At 49.6% G+C, this 22,182-nt stretch carries 19 protein-coding genes and 2 tRNA genes; 18 read left to right on the forward strand and 3 right to left on the reverse strand.

What is annotated here, in order from left to right:
* Positions 1–481: 481 nt before the first annotated feature.
* The gene (locus DXC57_RS15380; protein WP_182427292.1) at positions 482–694 is read right to left on the reverse strand and encodes a hypothetical protein; all 213 of its coding nucleotides are present in this window, start codon (positions 692–694) and stop codon (positions 482–484) included.
* A 126-nt stretch (positions 695–820) separates the two neighbouring features.
* Between DXC57_RS15380 and DXC57_RS00015 the strand changes: the two genes are divergently transcribed.
* Both DXC57_RS00015 and DXC57_RS00020 read left to right on the forward strand, forming a co-directional pair.
* On the forward strand, positions 821–1,111 hold the full coding sequence (locus tag DXC57_RS00015) for a phage holin family protein (protein WP_022359091.1): 291 nt from the start codon (positions 821–823) through the stop codon (positions 1,109–1,111).
* A 269-nt stretch (positions 1,112–1,380) separates the two neighbouring features.
* Positions 1,381–2,223, forward strand: coding sequence for a M15 family metallopeptidase (locus tag DXC57_RS00020; RefSeq protein ID WP_118650641.1), 843 nt, complete (start codon positions 1,381–1,383; stop codon positions 2,221–2,223).
* 227 nt (positions 2,224–2,450) lie between these two features.
* On the opposite strand, the gene DXC57_RS00025 is transcribed toward DXC57_RS00020, so the two are convergent.
* Positions 2,451–2,521, reverse strand: a tRNA-Gly gene (locus DXC57_RS00025).
* A 328-nt stretch (positions 2,522–2,849) separates the two neighbouring features.
* Between DXC57_RS00025 and trkA the strand changes: the two genes are divergently transcribed.
* From trkA to DXC57_RS00045, 4 genes are all read left to right on the forward strand, one after another.
* Entirely contained in the window at positions 2,850–4,208 is a 1,359-nt protein-coding gene (trkA, locus tag DXC57_RS00030) for a Trk system potassium transporter TrkA (protein WP_022359093.1), read from the forward strand.
* 9 nt (positions 4,209–4,217) lie between these two features.
* A complete protein-coding gene (locus DXC57_RS00035) occupies positions 4,218–5,657 on the forward strand; it encodes a TrkH family potassium uptake protein (protein WP_106999713.1) in 1,440 nt (479 codons plus the stop codon).
* Between the two features lie 15 nt (positions 5,658–5,672).
* Positions 5,673–5,963 carry a hypothetical protein gene (locus DXC57_RS00040; protein WP_022359095.1) on the forward strand — a complete coding sequence of 97 codons (291 nt, stop codon included), beginning with the start codon at positions 5,673–5,675 and terminating at the stop codon, positions 5,961–5,963.
* Between the two features lie 194 nt (positions 5,964–6,157).
* Entirely contained in the window at positions 6,158–6,382 is a 225-nt protein-coding gene (locus DXC57_RS00045) for a hypothetical protein (protein WP_022359096.1), read from the forward strand.
* 113 nt (positions 6,383–6,495) lie between these two features.
* Here DXC57_RS00045 and DXC57_RS00050 read toward each other — a convergent pair.
* Positions 6,496–6,569: transfer RNA gene (locus DXC57_RS00050), tRNA-Pro, on the reverse strand.
* A gap of 332 nt (positions 6,570–6,901) precedes the next feature.
* Here DXC57_RS00050 and DXC57_RS00055 point away from each other — a divergent pair.
* The 12 genes from DXC57_RS00055 (at position 6,902) to DXC57_RS00115 (ending at position 22,029) form a co-directional block, all read left to right on the forward strand.
* Positions 6,902–7,678, forward strand: a complete 777-nt coding sequence (locus tag DXC57_RS00055) for a Cof-type HAD-IIB family hydrolase (RefSeq protein WP_118650643.1) — start codon at positions 6,902–6,904, stop codon at positions 7,676–7,678.
* Positions 7,679–7,920: 242 nt separating this feature from the next.
* Positions 7,921–8,931 (forward strand): aspartate--ammonia ligase, encoded by a 1,011-nt coding sequence (gene asnA / locus DXC57_RS00060; protein ID WP_022360200.1) that lies wholly within the window; start codon positions 7,921–7,923, stop codon positions 8,929–8,931.
* Between the two features lie 96 nt (positions 8,932–9,027).
* Positions 9,028–10,449, forward strand: coding sequence for a dihydrolipoyl dehydrogenase (lpdA, locus tag DXC57_RS00065; RefSeq protein ID WP_118650645.1), 1,422 nt, complete (start codon positions 9,028–9,030; stop codon positions 10,447–10,449).
* Between the two features lie 25 nt (positions 10,450–10,474).
* Complete coding sequence (locus tag DXC57_RS00070; protein WP_118650646.1) at positions 10,475–12,271, forward strand: aminopeptidase P family N-terminal domain-containing protein; 1,797 nt, start codon at positions 10,475–10,477, stop codon at positions 12,269–12,271.
* Positions 12,272–12,392: 121 nt separating this feature from the next.
* The gene (locus DXC57_RS00075; protein WP_118650647.1) at positions 12,393–13,670 is read left to right on the forward strand and encodes a peptidoglycan-binding protein; all 1,278 of its coding nucleotides are present in this window, start codon (positions 12,393–12,395) and stop codon (positions 13,668–13,670) included.
* Between the two features lie 123 nt (positions 13,671–13,793).
* Complete coding sequence (locus DXC57_RS00080; RefSeq protein ID WP_118628891.1) at positions 13,794–15,224, forward strand: MATE family efflux transporter; 1,431 nt, start codon at positions 13,794–13,796, stop codon at positions 15,222–15,224.
* Between the two features lie 199 nt (positions 15,225–15,423).
* The gene (locus tag DXC57_RS00085) at positions 15,424–16,134 is read left to right on the forward strand and encodes a Bax inhibitor-1/YccA family protein (protein WP_107000382.1); all 711 of its coding nucleotides are present in this window, start codon (positions 15,424–15,426) and stop codon (positions 16,132–16,134) included.
* 415 nt (positions 16,135–16,549) lie between these two features.
* A complete protein-coding gene (locus tag DXC57_RS00090; RefSeq protein WP_243101254.1) occupies positions 16,550–18,148 on the forward strand; it encodes a GH25 family lysozyme in 1,599 nt (532 codons plus the stop codon).
* A 964-nt stretch (positions 18,149–19,112) separates the two neighbouring features.
* Positions 19,113–19,901 (forward strand): OadG family transporter subunit, encoded by a 789-nt coding sequence (locus tag DXC57_RS00100; RefSeq protein ID WP_118650649.1) that lies wholly within the window; start codon positions 19,113–19,115, stop codon positions 19,899–19,901.
* A 28-nt stretch (positions 19,902–19,929) separates the two neighbouring features.
* Complete coding sequence (locus DXC57_RS00105) at positions 19,930–20,286, forward strand: biotin/lipoyl-containing protein (RefSeq protein WP_106999722.1); 357 nt, start codon at positions 19,930–19,932, stop codon at positions 20,284–20,286.
* Positions 20,287–20,349: 63 nt separating this feature from the next.
* Entirely contained in the window at positions 20,350–21,501 is a 1,152-nt protein-coding gene (locus DXC57_RS00110) for a sodium ion-translocating decarboxylase subunit beta (RefSeq protein WP_022360208.1), read from the forward strand.
* Positions 21,502–21,843: 342 nt separating this feature from the next.
* Positions 21,844–22,029 carry an aspartyl-phosphate phosphatase Spo0E family protein gene (locus tag DXC57_RS00115; protein WP_106999723.1) on the forward strand — a complete coding sequence of 62 codons (186 nt, stop codon included), beginning with the start codon at positions 21,844–21,846 and terminating at the stop codon, positions 22,027–22,029.
* Positions 22,030–22,182 lie beyond the last annotated feature (153 nt).

The following is a 22,182-nucleotide window of genomic DNA, read 5'->3' on the forward strand; positions in this document are numbered from 1 at the left end:
TCCGGAAAAAAGAAACAAAAGCTTCATTTATGGAGAAAGCGGGATATTCAGAAGCTATGTGAACATCAGGCACATCGGAACAGGATTCGTGTGTCCAGAGTTAGTGCACGGAACACCAGCAGGCTGGCCTGTGACGGAAGTGGAGCGGTAGTAAGAAATCCGGAGAACCATAGCCTATGTATCTTCCAGACAGGAAAGCAGTATAACTGTGATTTGTCAGCAACTTATAATATCGGAGCGAGATATTTTATACGGGAACTTTTAAAACCCTTGCCGGAAACGGGAAGGTCTTCACTGGAGGCAAAAGTACCTGCAGTGAAGCGTAGAACCTCATGTGTTTATGCAGATTTAAGAAAGCTTTATGTAGAAGTAAACAATTTAAAAGCGGCATAAACGCAGGCAGATATACAGCGGACTACCTGTAATGTGGAAACCAGCCGTATCCGGCATGGGAAAAGTGCGTATCCGCACGAATTCTAAGTTACTGGCGTATCCGCCGATATTTAGTCTTGCCGTTTAAAACGGCCGAGAAGCACGTGACTTTAGCCATGTGAGGTTCACTGGCGTTGAGCATATTGTTAATACCTTTTTCCGTTTCTGCAAGCTGCTTTTTCAAAAGAGGCAGATCGGTGCTTTCTTTCTTCTGCAACTCCATCAGCGTATCAATCAGTCGTTCCATGACTTCATCATTCATAATTGCTTTCATACAGTAATTGAGCGTACATATAAATTAGAGGAGACCGAGGCAGTGATGCAGAAACAGATCCGGGTGGCAAACCATCGGATCGCAGATTTGGAAAAGCAGATGGAGGGATAAGGTATGCAGATTAAAGATTATGTAAAGCCGGAATTACTTGTGGTAGCAGTAGTGCTGTACTTTATTGGGATGTGGCTGAAGCAGAGTGAGACAGTGAAAGACAAATACATCCCACTCATTAATGGGCTGATTGGCGTTGCGATTTGTGCCATCTATGTGTTCGCCACCTGTGCCTGCGGCAGTGGTCAGGATATCGCGCTGGCAGTTTTCACGGCACTTACGCAGGGCGTCCTTGTGGCGGGATTGTCTACGTATGTAAACCAGATTTTTAAGCAGTCAGGAAAAGAAGAGTAGAAGGAGGCGATCCGACTATCTCCCGCGGCAGTTCGGGGCGTGGCTGCCGTTGCGGCATCGCAACAATAGGGGAAAATCGACGAAAGCCGATAGTAGGAATAAAAACCCCCAAGGAGTCGCGATCCTTGGGGGTTTTGTCGTTGCCTGTGATGGACAACTACTATCTCTTAGCCTATCGGCATTATAGCATATGCGAAAATTCTTTGCAAGATACCCCCGGAAAACAAAATGTCATATTTTTCATATCATAAAGAAAAGAGGACAAATCTATGAGAGATATCACATTATGCCATCCGCGTCTCCAGGCGCTGACTGCGCAGCTCGTTGATAAGTGTGTCGGTGCAGGTTTGCCGATTAAAATCGGGGAATCTTTCCGGAGCGTCGCCGAACAGGACGCTTTGTATGCACAAGGGCGGACTCGGCCGGGCAGTATTGTCACGAATGCTAGGGGCAGCAGCTATAGCAGCCAGCACCAATGGGGCATTGCAGCAGATTTCTACCGGGCAGATGGAAAAGGCGCCTATAATGAGTCTGGAGATTATTTTAAGAAAGTCGGAGAGCTTGCCAAAAATCTGGGGCTTGGATGGGGCGGCGATTGGAAAAGCATCGTAGACAAGCCACACGTATATTTGCCGGATTGGGGCAGCGGTACTGGGATTTTGAAACAGAAATATGGGACATTTGAGGCGTTTAAAAAGACCTGGGCGGCGGAGAACAGCACGGTACCAGAACAGTCAAAAACGGTGATCACCGATCTTAAAGAAATTAAGAGCGGCATACGCGGGTTGAGAGTCACTGCGTCCTCACTTATCATACGAACAACTCCAAAAGGTACAGACACAGGCAAGCGCTACACCAAGGATCAGCGTGTGCAGCCAATTAATAAATGCTTTGCCGACGGCGATCCGTGGATCCAGACTGCGGACGGCTGGGTGTCTGGCAAGTATCTTACTGGCTGGGTGTGCCAGGACGGGCGCTGGTGGTATCTGCTGAGTGAGTACACCTACCGGCACGATGCAGTCTGCCAGATTGACGGGCAGGCGTATGCGTTTGATTCGGATGGCTGGATGATTACCGCAGATCGGATAGCAGAGGATGGACATATACGATAAAATATGATGAAAAACACAATATAAGCGCATAATAAGGGGCTGTCATTCCTTGAAAATAAAGGAAAAACAGCCCTTTTTTCGTGTGATATTTCGTGTGATATTTCCCCAGAAAAAGGGGTTCTTTATACTGAAATATGCTTTCGTGGTAGATGCTCCAAAAACACCGGAAACCCTTGTAAATAAAGGAAAAATCCAGCATTTACAAGGGTTTCCGCATCCATCAAAAAAGCAGATAACGGGAATCGAACCCGCCTTTCCAGCTTGGGAAGCTAGCGTTCTACCGATGAACCATATCTGCCAATATATATTAAGTATACTGTTTTTTCTGAAAAAGTCAAGAAATTTATCTTGCCAAAAAGGGAGGAAAGTTACTGTACACGGGTAGGCACTTTTGGGATCGAAAGAGACAAATATATTCAAAACACCCACAAAATGCCCTCTTAACACAATTTATATTTCAAAAACTCGCAGAAGGTGTTATAATAATTCCGTATGGATTAGGGCGCGGTTTTCAGGCACCCTTTTTCCGTCATAGGAAAGTGTTAAGGCACATTTTTTATTTTGTATATAAAATAGAGACTTTCTGTATCGGTATGGCGGATAAACAGAAAATAACGGAGGAAACTATGGATATAATCATTATCGGATGCGGCAAGGTTGGTACGACGCTGGCGGAGCAGCTTGTCCGGGAGGATTACAATGTGGTGATGATCGATACGTCTGCGGAGCGGATGCAGCGGGTGTCAGATGATATCGATGCGATCAAGCTGGTGGGAAATGGTGCCAGCATTTCCATGCAGATCGAGGCAGGTGTGCAGACGGCGGACATGCTGATTGCCGTGACAGGGTCGGATGAGATGAACCTTCTCTGCTGCCTGATTGCGAGAAAAGTGGGGCATTGCCACACGATTGCGCGTGTGCGGAATCCGATTTACAGTAACGAACTTACCTTTATCAAGCAGCAGCTGGGAATTTCCATGATTATCAACCCGGAATATGCGGCGGCGACGGAGATTTCGAGAATTCTGCGCTTCCCGTCAGCGATCAAGATCGATCCATTTGCCAAGGGAAAGGTAGAGCTTCTGAAATTTAAGGTAAAACCGGAGTTTAAGCTGGACGGGCTTTCGGTCATGGATATTGACAGCCAATTCCGCTGTGATGTCCTGATAGGCGGTGTTGAGCGCGGCGATGAGGTGGCGATCCCGGATGGTAAATTTGTGATTAAAAACGGGGATATGGTGTCGATCATCGCCTCCCCGGCAAATTCGGCAGAATTTTTCCGCAAGATCGGCATCCAGACAAACCAGGTCAGAAATACGATGATTGTCGGAGGCGGTACGATTGCTTATTATCTGGCGAAACTTTTGGCGGCGATGAAGATCCGGGTTAAAATTGTGGAGAAAGATAAAGCGCGCTGCGAGGTTCTGACAGAGCTTCTGGACGATGCGTTGATCCTCAACGGCGACGGAACGGATCGGCAGCTTCTTCTGGAAGAGGGGCTGATGACGGCGGAGGCATTTGTCACCCTGACGAATATGGATGAGGAAAATGTCTTCCTTGCGCTGTATGCGAAGGAAAATTCCAGCGCGAAGCTGGTGACGAAGGTTAACCGGATCGCCTTTGACGAGCTGATCAGCAAGCTGGACCTGGGAAGTCTGATTTATCCGAAATACATCACAGCGGACTACATTTTACAGTATGTGCGCGCGATGCAGAATACGATCGGCAGCAATGTGGAGACGTTGTACCATATTCTCGACGGTCGGGCGGAGGCGCTGGAGTTTGTGATCCGCGAGGAGTCGGAAGTGACGGGCATTCCGCTGATGAATTTGAATCTCAAGAGCAACCTGCTGATCGGATGCATCAACCGCGGCGGCAATATCAAGATCGCGCGTGGACAGGACTGCATCCAGCAGGGCGATACAGTGATTGTCCTGACGAGTCAGAAAGGTCTGCGGGATATCCGTGACATCCTGAGAAAGTAGGCGGCATAGATGAATTATTCGATTGTATTTTATATCATAGGCTGGATCCTGAATTTTGAGGCGGCTTTTATGGCGCTTCCGACGGCAGTGGCACTGATTTACCGTGAGTCGGAGGTATGGTGCTTTCTGGCAACGATGGCAGTATGCCTGATGGTTGGTATGATTCTGGTACGCCGGAAACCGAAAAATCAGATCTTTTATGTGGCGGAGAGCTTTGTGGCGGTTTCTCTAAGCTGGGTTTTACTCAGTGTGATGGGAGCGGTGCCGTTTGTATTAAGCGGCTATATTCCGAATCCGATCGACGCCTTGTTTGAGACGGTATCGGGCTTTACGACGACCGGTGCAAGTATTCTGAGCAGTGTGGAGCAGCTGCCGAAATGCTTATTATTCTGGCGGAGTTTTACGCACTGGATTGGCGGTATGGGCGTTCTGGTATTCCTTCTGAGTGTCCTGCCAATGGTGGGCGGTTCCCATATGAATTTGATGAAGGCGGAGAGCCCAGGACCGATCGTGAGTCGTCTCGTTCCGAAGGTCCAGATGACGGCGAAGCTGTTATACCAGATTTACCTGGGAATGACGATCCTCGAGGCTGTGATTCTGATTCTTGGGAAAATGCCGATTTTCGACGCGATCACGATCACGGTCGGAACAGCAGGTACGGGTGGTTTTGCAATCCGGAATGATAGTCTGGCGAGCTACACGGCATTTCAGAAAAATGTCGTGACGGTGTTTATGATTCTGTTCGGAGTGAATTTTAACTTTTACTTCTTCCTGCTGATGCGAAAAATAGGACAGGCCTTTAAAATGCAGGAGGTGCGGGCATATTTTCTAATCATTGCATCGGCGGTTGGCATCATTACAGTCAATACGGTATCACTCTGCGGCAATGCACTGCAGGCATTCCAGGATGCGGCATTCCAGGTCGGTTCGGTTATCACGACGACCGGTTACGCCACGGTGGATTTTGATAAATGGCCGCAGCTTTCAAGAACGATTATGGTACTTTTGATGTTTATCGGCGCCTGCGCGGGCAGTACAGGCGGCGGTATCAAGGTGTCGCGCGTCTTGATTCTGCTTAAATCGGTAAAAAAGGAACTGAAGCAGTACCTGCATCCGAGTGTAGTGGAGAAGATCAAAATGGATGGAAAGATCGTAGAGCATGAGGTTGTGCGCTCGACGAATGTGTTTATGGTTGCGTATGTGCTCATTTTTGCGGTATCTGTTCTATTGATTTCTCTGGATGAATACGATCTGGTGACGAATTTTACGGCGGTTACGGCTACGTTTAATAATATCGGACCGGGTCTGGCACTGGTCGGACCGACCGGAAACTTTGGGTTTTTCAGTAATTTCTCAAAACTGGTTTTAATCTTTGATATGCTGGCAGGACGTCTGGAGATATTTCCGCTACTTCTGCTGTTTTCAAGGGAAACCTGGAAACGGTTCTAGGGGAGGAGAATACGGATGGATATACTGTTCTTTTTGACGGGGTGTCTGGGACTGGCAGAGACAATTGATTTGTTCTGCGGCAAAGATTTCCTGATTTTTATATCGGATTCGATCGATCCGAAGAAATATAACCTGAAAAAGGTGTATGCGGTTGAAAAATGGCTGTTTGCGATTGATACGCTGTCGCTGTTTGGCATGGCGTTTCATCTGGGCGGCGGTACGGGCGATCTGGTGCTGGCGGCAGTTGTGCTGGTGACACTGTTCGCACATGTGTATGTGTTTAAGAGCCGGAACTTCCGGGTGTAAGTAGATAAAAGTGGGCGTGATGTGTCTGGCATGCGCCCATTTTTGCTGCCATGATGCAGAGAAAATGGCTGGTGGCTGGTTTGGGGATAGATGCTTGAAACGGCTGACAGTGTGGCTTCCGGGGAAGTGGGACACACTTTGCGTTGACAGGCATATGATATAGTATCAATGAAAAATGAAAAGGAGATTATCATATGTGTTGGTCTTGGGGTAATGGTTGTGGACACTGCGGAGGATGCGGCGGATGCGGAAACAATGGATGGGGCTGGAATAGCTGTGGAAATAACGGAAGAAATTCCTATCGGAGAGGTTTCAACGATGGTTATGCCATCGGCTACCGGGATGGCTACGATGCAGGAAGAGACAGCCAGTCTGGCTGCGGCTGCAGTAATAATGGCGGCTGTGGCTGCGGAAATTAGAGATGGAGATTCAGCTTGCATGGGGGATGAACTGAGAGGAAGAAAGCCGGGCGGTGAGAGCTGCCCGGCTTTCTTCCCTTCAGTTATTAAGAACTCTAAGAATACGCTAAAAATCGGGGCAACAGGATTTGAACCTGCGACCTCTCGGCCCCCAGCCGAGCGCGCTACCAAGCTACGCCATACCCCGAAAATAAATCATAGCTGCACTTTGCCAAATGTTCAGCTGACATATACCGCCATTTGTTGAAGTATTATATGCGTATCATTATATCAAAATTACATCAAAAATCAACTATGACTTCTAAATTTTCGCTGCCGGATGTTTGTTTTTTGATGTAATTTTGATGGCTGAGTGGAATTTTACGAATCGATGGAATGGATCAATAGAATGAATATTTTCCCAATATTGACTCCAAATTTGAAAAATGGTATGATGAAAACGTGGATAATTAAAAGAAAAGGTCATAGCAGAGTCTTCGGCTGTGACCTTTTGTAGTAACCAACCCCAAGGAGAACATCATGATAAGTTTTGACCTCGACATGACCCTCTTAGACCACCGGACGGATCAGATCACACCGAGTGCGCTGGAGGCGATTGAAAAGCTGCGCCCGAAGCACAGGATTGTGCTGGCAACGGGGCGCGATATGGATAATTATTACAGTACATCGTACCGGGACATCGTCCGTCCGGATGCGATTGTACATATGAACGGGACGAAGATCACAGTAGGAGATAAGCTGCTGTTTGAGCACATCTTTGATCCGGAACTCCTGCGCCGGGTGCTGAGTTTCTGCGATGAAAAGGGATTCGGAATCGGCATGACGGTGGGGAATGAAGATTACTATATCCATCCGGAGATCATTGCGGCTAATGATATCCGCTTCTGGGGAAGCTGCGGGCGGCAGTTCCAGGATCCGTGGAAGATGCTCACGATGCCGGTCCGGACACTGGCGTTTGTCGGCAGCCGTGAACAGGTGAAGGAGATGGAACGGGAATTTCCGACCCTGAAATTGCCGATGTTTGCGAGCGGACATGGCGCGGATGTGGTCGAGAAAGGCAATTCCAAGGCGGACGGACTCCGCAGGCTGGCGGTGTATTTTGGAGAAAAAGAAGATCTCTCCGATACAGTGGCATTTGGCGACAGCATGAATGATATTGAGGTTGTGCAGGAAGCCGGCATCGGCGTGGCGATGGGAAATGCAGTGGATGCGCTTAAAAAAGTAGCCGATTACGTGACGGCACCGATCGGGGAAGATGGAATTTATAAAGCGTGCGAACACCTTCATTTATTTTAAAGAAGTTATTTTCCTATTTTACCTGTTCCCATTTTCCTATATAAATGATATAATAGCTACCAAACGGTTATTGTCCACAGGTGAGTTTCTTTGAGTAGAAATTTCATGCAGTACAATAACAAGAAATGACTTAAAAGGCGCGTGCCTGCAAGCTTTGACTAAAAGGATGAACTGCGGCTGCAGAAATCGGCAGTGCGGCAGGGAACCGGACACGCACCGGGAAAAAAGAGAGGATGTAACAGATGGAACATTTAATTACTCCGGCTGGTTATAAACCGGTATTGGATTTGAGAGAAACACAGGTTGCTATCAAGGAAATCAAGGACTTTTTTCAGAGAGAACTGGCAAAACAGCTCAATCTGACCCGTGTGTCCGCACCGCTTTTTGTACTGCCGGAATCTGGTCTGAACGATAACTTAAACGGCGTAGAGCGCCCGGTATCCTTTGGAATTCTGGAGCAGAAGGATCGGAAGGCTGAGATTGTACATTCTCTCGCCAAATGGAAACGTCAGGCATTAAAAGAGTACGGATTTCAGGAAGGTGAAGGCCTTTACACCGACATGAGCGCGATCCGTCGTGATGAGGATACAGACAACATCCATTCCATTTATGTGGATCAGTGGGACTGGGAGAAGATCATCAGTAAAAAAGATCGTACCCGTGAGACACTGGAATCCATTGTCCGTTCGGTTTACAAGGCACTGAAAGTGACCGAGGACTATATGGCATATGAGTATGAGTACATTGGACGTTATCTTCCGGAAAATATCACATTTGTGACGACCCAGGAGCTGGAAGATATGTATCCGGATTGCACACCGAAGGAGCGCGAGTACAAGATTGCGAAGCTGCACGGTGCGGTATTTATTGAGCAGATTGGTGACAAGATGAAATCCGGTGAGAAGCACGATGGTCGTGCCCCGGACTATGATGACTGGAAATTAAACGGCGATATTCTGGTATATTATCCAGTTCTGGATATCGGACTGGAGCTTTCTTCCATGGGTATCCGTGTTGATGAGGATTCCCTGAAAGAGCAGCTGGTAAAGGCGGGATGTGAGGAACGCGCGGAGCTGCCATTCCAGAAAGCAGTTCTGGAGGGAGAGCTTCCGTATACAGTCGGCGGCGGTATCGGTCAGTCCCGTATCTGTATGTTCTTCCTGCGGAAAGCACATATCGGAGAGGTGCAGGCGTCGATCTGGCCGGACGGTGTGCGCGCAGAGGCAGAGGCTCACAACATTCATCTGCTGTAAAAATAAAATTGATGAAAAGCTGCCCGGGAAAGTGATTTTCTGCGGCAGTTTTTTGTGTAATGGAAAGCCCATAGAATGAGAGGATAGGATATTTATATGACGGATCATATCTATGATTTAATTATTATCGGTGCGGGACCGGCGGGATATACGGCAGCGCTGCGTGCGGCGGCGATGGGGATGGATGCAGTTCTGATCGAGAAAAAAGCGCTGGGCGGCTCATGCGTCAATACCGGCTGTATTCCTGCCAAGGCGCTTCTGCAGGCGACGGCGGTCTACCGGGATATGTTGAAAGCATTCCGGTTTGGCATCGTGGCGGAGAAGGTCAGCTTTGACTGGCGGCAGATGCAGATTTATAAAAATGAGTCCGTGGAATCATTCCGCTCAATGATTCAGGGAATGTTAGAAAAAGCGGAGGTGGAGATGATTCACGGCGATGCGCGCCTGCATGCGGATAATGTGGTGCGTGTGACGACCTCCAAAGGCGCATTGACGCTGAAAGGAAAAAATGTGATTCTGGCAACCGGTTCCAGCCCTGTGATTCCGGATATCCCGGGAATTGATCTGCCGCAGGTTATGACAAGCCGTGATATTCTGCGGATGGATGACTGGAATTTTGACTGTCTGACGGTCATCGGCGGCGGTGTCATCGGTGTGGAGATCGCGACGATCTTCGCGGCGCTCGGTTCCCGCGTGACGCTTTTGGAGCAGGCAAATCGTCTGCTGGAGTCGATGGATCCGATGATTTCCGAGCAGATGGAAGCAAATCTGCGTTCTAAGGGTATTGAAGTCCACTGCAATGTACAGGTCATGGAGATCAAGGATCGCGGCAATGACACGGTGTCGGTCAATTACCGTTGTGAGCGCGGCTGGAAGGAAAGCCCGGCGGACCGCGTGCTGGTGGCGGTCGGCAGACGCCCGAATATGTCGAAGGTTCTGGCGGACGATTGTCAGGTACAGCTGGAAAATGGGCGTCCGCTCATCAAGGGAACCTACCGCACGACGCAGGAAAATGTCTATGCGATCGGCGATACTGTGGCGCGGAAACGTCTTGCCCATGTGGCAGCGTCCCATGCGGCTTATCTGGTCGAAAACCTGGCGGGACGCGGACACCGGATGCAGCTTTCGGTCGTGCCGAACGGTATGTATGTCGTGCTTCCGGTTGTGCCGACCTGTATTTATACGGAGCCGGAGATTGCGGCGGTTGGATTTACGGAAAATGACGCCCGCCTTTATAATATGAAGATCAAGTGCGGTGTGGCATATATGACGGAAAATGGAAAAGCGCTTCTGGCGAGAAACAGCCGCGGCTTTGTGCGCCTGATTTTTGAGGCGTATACCAACACGCTGATCGGGGCGCAGATCATGTGTGCGCGTGCGACGGACATGATTGGAGAGATGGCAACGGCGATCGCCAACGGTCTTACGGCATATCAGCTCTCGACGGCGATGCGCGCGCATCCGACGTACAGTGAGGCGATCACGGAGGCGATCGAAGATGCGTTGAAAAATGGATAATAGAGAAACAACAGGAGGCAGAAAAATGGGACGTGAGGTTCGGGCGAGAATTGAACAGCTTCGCGAGAAGATGGCGGAGCGTGGAATGGACGCATATCTGATTCCGACATCGGATTTCCATGGCTCGGAATACGTGAGCGGGTATTTCAAATGCCGGAAATATATGACAGGCTTTACCGGTTCGGCGGGAACGGCGGTCATTACGATGGAGGACGCAGGTCTCTGGACGGATGGCAGATATTTTGTGCAGGCGGCAGCAGAGCTTTCCGGCAGCGGGGTGGAACTTTACCGCTCCGGTCAGGAGGGCGTGCCGACGACGCTGGAATTTTTGAAAAAACATATGCCGGAACAGGGTGTTCTGGGTTTTGACGGCAGAGTGGTCGATACGACCGAGGGCGAGCGCATCGCGAAAGCACTGTCCGGGAAAAAGGTACGCATTTCGGAGGGTGAGGATCTGGTTGGAAGCATCTGGGACGACCGCCCGGCGCTTCCGATGAATCCGGTCTGGATTCTGGAAGAGAAGTATGCGGGAAAATCGGCGGAGGAGAAGATTGCAGATCTGCGCGGGGAGATGAAAAAGCGTCAGGCGACGGTGCATCTGCTGACGAGTCTTGATGATATCGCGTGGCTTTTAAATATCCGGGGTGATGACATTGTACATACGCCGGTTGTATTGTCCTACTTAATTGTAACAAAACAGGAATTATTCCTCTTTATTCATGAGAAGACGCTGAACGAAGAAGTACGTGCCTATCTGCATGGACTGGGCGTTCGGATCATGCCATATGAGGCGGTATACCAGATTGCATCCGCATTCCGCTATGAGCGAGTTTTATTGGAAAAGTCGAAGATCAATTACCGTCTGTTCCGGTGCCTGGATGCGAGCGTGAAAGTGATCGAGGCGATGAATCCGACGGCAGCGGCAAAAGCAGTCAAAAATCCAGTGGAACAGGAAAATATGCGCCGTATGCATGTGCAGGACGGTCTGGTATTGACCCGTTTCCTGCGCTGGGTGAAGGAACATGCAGGCGAAAAAGGACTGGACGAGTGGACCGCAGGGGAATATCTGGATAAGCTGCGCCTGGAACAAAAAAACTGCCTGGATATGAGCTTTACGACGATCTCTGCGTGGGGACCGAACGCGGCGATGTGCCATTATACGGCGTCTGAGACAGAGAAGAGCAGTGTGCCGAATAAGGGGCTGTATCTGGTCGATTCCGGCGGACAGTATTATGAGGGAACGACGGATGTGACGCGTACCATCGCGGTCGGACCGATCACGCAGGAAGAAAAACGCTGCTGTACGCTGGTGGCGTGCTCGATGCTGCGTCTGCTGGATGCGAAGTTTATGTATGGCTGCCGCGGTATCAATCTGGACTATATTGCGCGCGAACTCCTGTGGAAAAACGGCATGGATTTCAATCACGGAACAGGGCATGGCGTCGGATATCTGGGCTGTGTGCATGAGCGCCCGAATTCCATCCGATGGAGGCTGCTCACATCGCCCGCTGAAAATGCGGTTCTGGAGGAAGGTATGGTTACATCTGATGAGCCGGGTCTTTATCTGGAAGGAAAATTTGGCATCCGGACGGAGAATCTGATGCTCTGTGTGAAGGATGTGAAGAATGAATTTGGTCAGTTCATGAAATTTGAAAATCTGACCTGGGTTCCGATCGATCTGGACACGATCGACATATCGCTGATGGAAGCGCGCGACCGCGAGCTTTTGAACGCGTACCATAAGGGCGTGTATGAGAAGCTGTCTCCGTATATGACGGAGGAAGAGAAAGCATGGCTGACAGAGGCGACGCGAGCGATTTAGAGGAGGAGAACAAGGAAGATACGGCAGTAAAACATTAAAAAGCGGTTAAAAACCGGCATAGATAAAAGATGCCGGATATAAACTGTAAATGACCATGTAAAATAAATGTGAGGCTGCGTGTATGCGCTATCATTTGTTCGACCGTGTTCGAATCTGTGAGACAACTGGAATGCAGGACGGCTATCTGAGGATCGATGTGGTAAACCGTGAAAACAATTTCCCGATTGAGGGAGCAGAGGTTTCGGTCAGCTATGGCAATTCAGGACAGACGCAGGAAGTGCTTAGAACCAATTTATCCGGGCAGACGGAGGAGATTGCGGTAGCGGCGCCTCCTGCGTTGCTTTCACTGGAAGAACAGAACCGGGAAAAGCCGTATGCGAATTATACGGTGGAAGTGCGGGCAGCGGGCTATGAGCCGGTAAGGGTAAAGGGAACAGAGGTGCTGGCGGGCGTGCTGGCAGTCCAGCCGATCCGGATGATTCCGCTTCCGGCTCAGACCGGAGCGGAGGAGAATATCCAGATTCCGGACCATACCTTATATGGTTCCTATCCGCCCAAGATTGCCGAAGATGAGGTAAAACCGGTGCAGGAGAGCGGCGAGATCGTGCTGAGCCGCGTGGTGGTGCCGCAGACGATCGTCGTGCATGATGGCGTACCGACCAATGCCTCCGCAAAAGATTACTATGTGGCATACCGGGATTATATCAAAAACGTGGCGTCGAGCGAGATCTACGCGACCTGGCCGCGCAGCACGATCGTCGCCAATGTGCTTGCGATCATGTCATTTACACTGAACCGGGTGTATACGGAGTGGTATCGGAACCAGGGCTACGATTTTACAATCACTTCCTCGACGGCATTCGATCACAAGTGGATTTACGGGCGTGATATTTTCGAGCCGATCTCAGAGGTGGTGGACGACATTTTTGACAACTATCTCTCCCGCCCCGGTGTGCGGCAGCCGATTCTGACACAGTACTGCGATGGGCGGCGGGTGTCCTGCCCGGGCTGGATGACCCAGTGGGGTTCGTGCAGTCTGGGAGAACAGGGATACAGCGCGATCGAGATATTGCGGCGCTTCTATGGAAATAGTATTTACATCAACACTGCGGAACAGATATCAGGAATCCCGATCTCCTATCCGGGGGAACCGCTTAAGGTGGGGTCCAGCGGCGATAAGGTGCGGCAGCTGCAGCAGCAGCTTGACGCGGTGGCGACTGTGTATACAGCGATCCCGCGGGTTACGCCGGACGGGATCTACGGATCCGGAACGGAGGCGTCCGTACGGGCGTTCCAGTCGGTGTTTGGACTTCCGCAGACGGGCGTGGTCGATTTTGCTACCTGGTACAAGATTTCTCATATCTATGTGGGGATCTCGCGGATTGCGGAGCTGAATTGAGTTGGAAATGGGATTTGCGGGAGAAGAATAACGAAAAGACATATGAATTCATATAGGTGAAATATCTGTGAGCAGGATGCATACAGGAAACAGAGACAAAGAACATAAGAGGGGGTGGATTGGATGAAAGATACCAGACGGGAAGAGGGAGTCAGACAAACCGGGGGGACTGGCCGGGCAAATGCGATCACAGAGGGAGTGATCTGGAAACAGCTTCTGCTATTTTTCTTCCCGATTTTATTTGGAACTTTTTTTCAGCAGCTCTATAATACGGCAGATGCGGTGGTAGTAGGCCGTTTTGTCGGAAAGGAAGCGCTGGCGGCGGTCGGCGGAAGCACATCGATGCTTACGAACCTGCTGGTTGGCTTTTTTGTGGGACTTTCTTCGGGTGCGACAGTTATCATCGCCCAGTTTTACGGGGCGGGACGCGGTCAGCGGGTCAGCGAGGCAGTCCACACGGCGATTGCCTTTTCGCTGCTGTGCGGTATCCTCATGACGGTTGGCGGACTCCTTTTTTCTGACACGGCGCTTCGCCTGATGGGGACGCCGGAGGATATCATGGACAATGCAAGCGGGTATCTGCACATTTATTTTGTCGGAATCACGGCGAACCTCTTATATAATATGGGTGCCGGAATCCTGCGGGCGATCGGTGATTCCAAAAGACCGTTCTATTTCCTTGTGATCAGCTGTTTTACAAACATTGCGCTCGATCTGTTGTTTGTAGTAGGACTTCGGATGGGCGTGCGTGGTGCGGCGGTGGCGACGATCCTTTCCCAGGTGGTCAGCGCGTGTCTGGTATTGGGAACGCTGATGCGTGCGGATGGCTCGTACCGGTTTGAGATCCGGAAAACGCGGATCACACCGGTGATTCTGGTGCGGATCATCCGGATTGGGTTTCCGGCTGGACTCCAGTCGGTTATGTATTCCTTTTCCAACCTCGTGATCCAGAGCAGCGTCAATGCACTGGGAACAGACACGGTGGCGGCGTGGGCTGCATATGGAAAGATCGACAGCACTTACTGGATGATCATTAATGCGCTGGGGATCTCCATCACGACCTTTGTCGGACAAAATTACGGCGCGGGGCGGCTGGACCGTGTGAAACGCAGCGTGTACGTCTGCCTGGGAATTTCCTGTATTATCACGGTGGGGCTGAGCACGATCCTGTATCTGACGGGCGGCTATATTTATCTGTTGTTCACAACGGATGCGGAGGTAATCGCGATCGGCATGAAGATTCTTCACTTCCTGGTGCCGGCATTTGTGACATACCTCTGTATTGAGATTTATTCCGGCGCACTGCGCGGTGTGGGAGACTGCTGGATTCCGATGATTATGACGGCGCTGGGCGTGTGCGTCCTGCGGGTTGTCTGGATCCTGATCGCTGTTCCGATCCGCCCGGATATCCTGACAGTGGTATTCAGCTATCCGCTGACCTGGACGATCACAACGGTTCTCTTTAATATTTATTATTATTTTTTCAGTGCACTGAAAAAATGGAATGTGCCGCTTCCGTGGAAGAAAAAGAGGCGGGAGCTTCATAACCTGTAAACAGTTATAAATGGTTTCGAAAATGATTGACAAAACGGGGTGACACTGGATTTTTTTCAGAAAGTGTGATATTCTTACGTTACAAAAGATAGGTGACAGTGTTTCTTCCTGGATGGATGCCGCGCAAGCGGCAGATAAAACGGAGATTCGAAACAGAGGGCAGAGGCACTTGCCGCTGGTCAGAAAGAGAGGCAGAATTATGGGCTATGAACCAATGAATGAGTCCTGGCAGATGGCGGGGGAACGCCATGAGACACTGGGACAGTATGTAGCGAAGACATATTTATGGATGTTTGCAGGGCTTCTTGTGACATTTGGCATCGCATTAGCCGGATACGTGACGGGAGCGATTCTGTATGTATTTCAGGTTCCGTATGCGACCCTCGCATTGACGGGACTGGAGCTTTTGACGGTGATCTGGCTGAGTGCCCGGATTCACAAGTTATCGGTGGGAGCGGCGAGAGGGCTGTTTCTATTCTATGCAGCTTTAAACGGCGTCGTTTTCTCGATGTATTTCCTGATCTTCGGTGTTGTGGAGATGGTGTTTGTATTTGCAGCAACCGCGCTGTTCTTCGGAATGATGGCGGGTGTCAGCCTGATCTTCAAGCTGGACTTGAGCGGAATCCGTCCACTGCTTGTTGGCGGACTGCTGTTTCTGATTCTCTTTGGTCTGCTTTCAATGTTTTTAAATCTAGGCAGCTTTGAGACAGTGCTCTGCTATGCCGGTATCGTGGTATTCTTAGGCTTTACCGCTTATGATACAACCAAGATCCGGGATAATTACCAGATTTTCTCTGCGGATCCGGAGCTGCTTCAGAAAGCATCGGTATTCTCGGCGCTGCAGCTGTATCTCGATTTTATCAACCTGTTTCTGTACATTATCCGCCTGATGAACCGGAATCGGAAATAGGAAAAAATCTTTCAGGAGAACGGAAGTTCCTTTGCAGGAATAAAGAAAAGTGGAATTTTGCGGAAAACTGAATAAGCAAAAATGAAATGCCGGAACGGGGGAAAGCTTTGTTCCGGCATTATTGTGTTTTTCTGCTTGAAAATCCTGTTTTTGGCATGGACGGCTTCATTCTTTTAGCAGAAAGGGAAGCATTCTGTAATAAATTTGACAGATTTTATTTAAAGTTTCTCTATTGAAGTGGATGGGGAGTATCTGTTAAACTAGGTTATAATAGGAAATGTTCTGCTGTTGGTTACACAGTGTGTGGATGAACCATATTTGTTTCGCATATGCCCCCGCCGGATCAGGCGGGGAAATGTATATAAATGGTGAACAGACAACAGGGATAAAAGGATAATCAAGGAGGTTTTTTGGCATGAATCGGAATAGAGTGAACAAAAAAAGGATGGGGGGCGCGCGTGTGCTTTCACGGGCAGCGGCTGGCATGCTGGCAGCAGCGCTGTGCTTTCAGCCGATGACAGCGCTGGCAGGACCGGCGGGAGATTCTTCTCTTACATCGTCATCCTCGAATGCGGGGCCGGGCGGCGGTTCGGGCAGCTCCAATTCGGGAAGTACAGGCAGCTCTGGCGGTTCGACTTCTGTTTCCAATGGGAGTGTGAGCGCGGTCACATCGGGGCTTGGCGTGTACCGGGTGACGGAGAATGAGGGGATCGGTGCGATTGCGCGCGGCGTGGATGTGTCTTACTGGCAGCAGAATGTAAATTGGAGTCAGGTGGCATCGGATAATGTACAGTTTGCGATGCTGGCAACCCGGTTCCGCGGTAATGTGGATCCGTTTTTCGCTATGAACGCGGCAAATGCGAGCCAGGCAGGGCTGCGGCTGGGCGCGTACATTTATTCGTATGCGACTTCGGTCGAAATGGCGCAGCAGGAGGCGGATTTTGTCCTGAATCTTATCAAGGATTATCCTATCTCTTTCCCGGTTGTCTTTGATGCCGAGGATGCTAATACGCTGGGAACCCTGACGCAGTCTCAGGTCAGCGATGTGATCAACGCGTTCTGTAAGCGGATTCAGGATGCAGGATATTATCCGATGGTCTATGCAAATGAATACTGGATTGCCAATAAGATCGATATGTCGAAGATTTCGTATGATATATGGGTGGCAAAATACCAGCAGAAGTATACATATTCAAAGACCTCGATGTGGCAGGCGTCCAACACCGGTTCGGTCAAGGGCGTGAACGGCAATGTGGATATTGATTATCTGTATAAAGATTATACGCAGATCATTCCGGGCAATACCTGGCGGACGATCGCGGGGAACCGTTACTATTATCAGAACCATGTGATGCAGAAAGCGGCGTGGATCAACGATGGTCAGAATTGGTACTATATGAATGCGGCGGGCAATCCGTCCACAGGATGGCTGGAGCTTTCGGGCAAAAAGTATTATTTGGAGGCGGACGGTCATATGATTACCGGCTGGAAGACGCTGGACGGCGGCTGGCGTTACTTTGACGCATCCGGCGAACAGGCGACGGGCTGGCGTGCGGTCGATGGAAGCTGGTATTTCATGGCGGACAATGGTCTGATGCAGACCGGCTGGCTGGAGACGGGCGGCAAGAAATATTATCTGAACGCATCCGGCGCGATGCAGGCGGGCTGGCAGAACCTGGGCGGAAGCTGGTATTACTTTGACGGCTCCGGCGCCATGACGACGGGCTGGCAGGCAGTCGGCGGAAAGTGGTATTACATGAATGAGTCCGGCGTGATGCGGACCGGCTGGCTGGATCTTGGCGGTAAGAAATATTACCTGGATGCCAGCGGCGCGATGTACGCAGGTATTACGTTCGAGATGGATGGAAATACCTGGCAGGCAGCGGCAGACGGAAGCTGCACGGTAGTTCTGCCGGAGGAGAATGCGGCGGGAAATGGCGGTTCGACGGACGGACAGACTCCGATAACCGGAAGCCAGTCACCGGTGCAGCCGTCCGGTCCGGCAGGGGTATAATATAAATATGATTTGAACCAGTACCCAGATATTGGAGCTGATTCAGTTAAAAAAATGAAAAAGTAAACAAATTCGAACGGAAATAACTTGCTTTTTTGCCGACCTCATTATACAATGTTAAACAGGCAAAAAAATGGACTTGCTTATGGGATGGAGGAAACCAGCATAAGTAATCTGGCATAACATGACGTTTCAAACTGCTATATCAACTGTATGTGCAAGATAAGCTGCGGCTGTTCCGGTGCGGATTTGACGAAAGATGCGAGGCTCTTCTGGCTGCAAATTAGGAAGAGCCTCGGTATGCGTTATATCGGCAAAAGCGCAGAATCGGGATGGCGGGCACAGAAGTAGTGCGAAAGCGGGGGCGTTTGTCAGCAGGAAACTGTGAAAGCAGTGGTTCGCAGGCAGACAGCTGCGCTAAGACGCAGGCAGGGAAAGGTCGGAGAATGCAGATTCCGGATTTAGTACTGCATGGAAGCAGCGTGTTTTTACATATTGTATAATGATTATATAATCAGAACCGTCGGCGGAGTTGTAGTGCTAAAAAAGGGATGTCAGTGCGGCTGGCTGCCGGAATCATTTCCGGAAACAGGGATGAGGGCAGTGTTTGTCATCAGTCAGGCACCGGACAGCGCTTATGTGAGAATCGAATAACAAGTCAGTGGTACAGATGTTTATGTATGCATGGCTATTAAAGTCGGATTCGCATAGACGGAAGTGCATGCCATTTATGTATGCAGAGGAGATTGTACAATCCTCTGTTGCCGCAGCGTGTCAGATGGAGAATTCCCGGAGTGGATGACAAGCTCTGGAAATTTTGCAAAAACACCTGCAAACACAGATAGGTGGGAAGTATCACGGATGGCGCCATGAAAGAAACATGGATGCTGTCAGGATATGATTCACGAAGAAAGAGGGACGTCCGTCAAAGCATGGAACGATCTAATTACGAGGTGACACATTTATGAAACAGAATATGAAAAGAATGCTGCTTGTACTTTGCATGGCAGTCTGCTTTTTCGCTCTGTCCGCCTGTGGTAGCGCTTCTGAAGAAGCGGTAGAGCCGATTTCTCCGGAGATCGAGCAGACCATGAGCGATGGCGCTAAGAGCTATCTGGAGCAGTTCGCCAGCTACAGTGACGAAGATCTGGCAGCACAGCTGAAACAGGCTGAGAAGCAGAAAAACACAGTCATTGAGTCTGCAATTTCTTCCTGGACCAGTTCTAAGGACGATTTAGGCAAGATGGGTGAGATTCAGAGCGTGACCGTAGAGCGCGCCGATGATGACAGCTACACAGCAGTTGTTCAGGCTTCCTTTGAGAAGAGAGACTTGACTTTCTCCCTGACCGCTGAGGAGAGCGTAAGCAGCTACGGCGGTACTTCTCTGGTACCGACCGAGTTATCCTTTGTTGTAAACTACAGCTTCGGTGAGAAGATGGAGAAGGCAGCATTAAATACCCTGATGGGTATGGGTACCGTATTCCTGGTACTGATTTTCATCAGCTTAATTATCAGCAGCTTCAAGAAGGTTAACGAGATTGAGGCAAATGTAAAGGCTAAAAAAGCAGGAGCAGAGGCACCGGCAGCAGCACCGGCACCTGTACAGACTGCAGCGCCGGCACGTACCGCAGCACCAGCAGCAGGCAATGCGGCAAACGATGGAGAACTGGTAGCAGTTATCACTGCAGCGATCGCAGCAGCAACCGGCGTACCGGCAGACAGCGTAAATATCCGCTCCATTACACGTAAATAATCATCGATAAAATCTGGAGGAATTTAAAATGAAGAATTATACTATCACCGTAAATGGTACAGCATATCAGGTAACCGTAGAAGAAGGATTTGCAGGCGCAGCAGCACCGGCTCCAGCAGCAGCTCCAGCACCGGCAGCAGCTCCGGCTCCAGCAGCAGCACCGGCAGCAGGCGGCGTAACCATCACATCCCCGATGCCAGGTAAGATCCTTGGTATTAAGGCAGCAGCTGGCACAGCTGTAAAACGTGGTCAGGTTATCCTGCTTCTGGAAGCTATGAAGATGGAGAACGAGATCGTAGCTCCTCAGGACGGTACCGTTGCCAGTGTTAATGTTGCAGTAGGCGATATGGTAGAACCGGGCGCAGTTCTTGCTACATTAAACTAATCTAATTTTTATAAAACTGGCTGAAAAAATACGGGATATGTTATTCCGTTTGGAGGAATTAATATGGAATATATAACAACTACATTGTCCAATCTTCTTCAGCAGACAGCATTCTTAAACCTGACATTTGGAAACATCGTTATGATTTTCGTAGCGCTGATTTTCCTGTATCTGGCAATCGGAAAAGGATTCGAGCCGTTACTGCTTCTTCCGATTTCCTTTGGTATGCTGCTTGTAAATATCTATCCGGATATTATGAGATCGATTGAAGACTCATCGAACGGAGTTGGTGGACTTTTACATTACTTTTATTTACTGGATGAGTGGAGTATCTTACCATCCCTCATCTTCATGGGTGTCGGTGCGATGACAGACTTCGGTCCGCTGATCGCTAACCCGAAGAGCTTCCTGCTCGGTGCAGCTGCTCAGTTCGGTATCTACGGCGCTTACTTCATGGCTATCTTCATGGGATTCAACGATAAGGCTGCGGCTGCTATCTCCATTATCGGTGGTGCAGACGGCCCGACCTCTATCTTCCTGGCAGGTAAACTTGGTCAGACAGGTCTGATGGGACCGATTGCCGTAGCAGCTTACTCCTACATGGCTCTGGTTCCGATTATCCAGCCGCCGATCATGAAACTCCTTACCACCAAAGAGGAGAGAGAGATCCGTATGGAGCAGCTTCGTCCGGTATCCAAACTGGAGAAGATTCTGTTCCCGGTTGTTGTTACAATCGTTGTCTGCATGATTCTGCCGACAACTGCTCCGCTGGTTGGTATGCTTATGCTTGGTAACCTGTTCCGTGAGTCTGGTGTTGTTAAGCAGCTGACAGAGACTGCTTCCAACGCCCTGATGTACATCGTCGTTATCTTCCTGGGTACTTCCGTAGGTGCTACTACCAGTGCAGAGGCTTTCTTAAACCTGGATACCATCAAGATCGTAGTTTTGGGTCTGATTGCATTCGCTCTGGGTACTGCAGCAGGTGTTATCTTCGGTAAGATTATGTGCAAGGTAACTCATGGTAAGGTAAACCCGCTGATCGGTTCCGCAGGTGTATCTGCAGTTCCGATGGCAGCACGTGTATCCCAGAAGGTTGGTTCTGAGGCAGATCCGAGCAACTTCCTTCTGATGCACGCAATGGGACCGAACGTAGCTGGTGTTATCGGTACTGCCGTAGCAGCAGGTACATTCATGGCTATCTTTGGCGTGAAATAGGATCGAGCAGATTTATTCTGAATAATGTATTTATATAGTAGGGTGGGATTCTTCGGGATTCTGCCCTATTGTTATATGCAAACGCCGGTTGCTGTTCACAGGTAGGAATTTTCTGAACTGAAAATTCCGTACGATACAGTTCCGGCAGCAGATTTTGCCGATTTGGAATGCGTAGCATCGGCAAAATCCCGTTGCTGGGCACACGTGTGTGAACAGTAACAAACGTCGTTTTTTGTCGAATTTAATCGGTCGAAATAGTTTGCTTTTTGCTGGTGGAAGACGTAAAATGACAGTGAAGTAAGGAGGAATGGCACTAGAGAATAGAAAAGGAGAATGCATAGGATGGCGGATATGAGAGAAGAATTAGTTCAAAAGATTGAACGGGCAAGACAGCAGCTGAATCAAAATATTGACACAAAGGCAGCATATGACACAATTTATCACTACAGTGTGGAGCTTGACAAACTCTTAAATCAGTATATCGGGCTGGAGACGGAGACTGAAAGAGGGCTGGAAACGGCGCTATAAAATAAGAGTGGAAATAGAAACAAATATAGATAAGTACAGAAAACTCAGGTACATGTGTTCGGAAAAAGAACCGGTGCCTGAGTTTTCTGATTTTTTTTCGATTTAGACCTTGCCATTTTGATGGGCATGTACTAAAATAAACATAACAAGTGG

Origin of the sequence: Clostridium sp. TF06-15AC (assembly GCF_003481165.1) — a bacterium.
GTDB classification, from domain to species: Bacteria; Bacillota; Clostridia; order Lachnospirales; family Lachnospiraceae; genus Otoolea; species Otoolea fessa.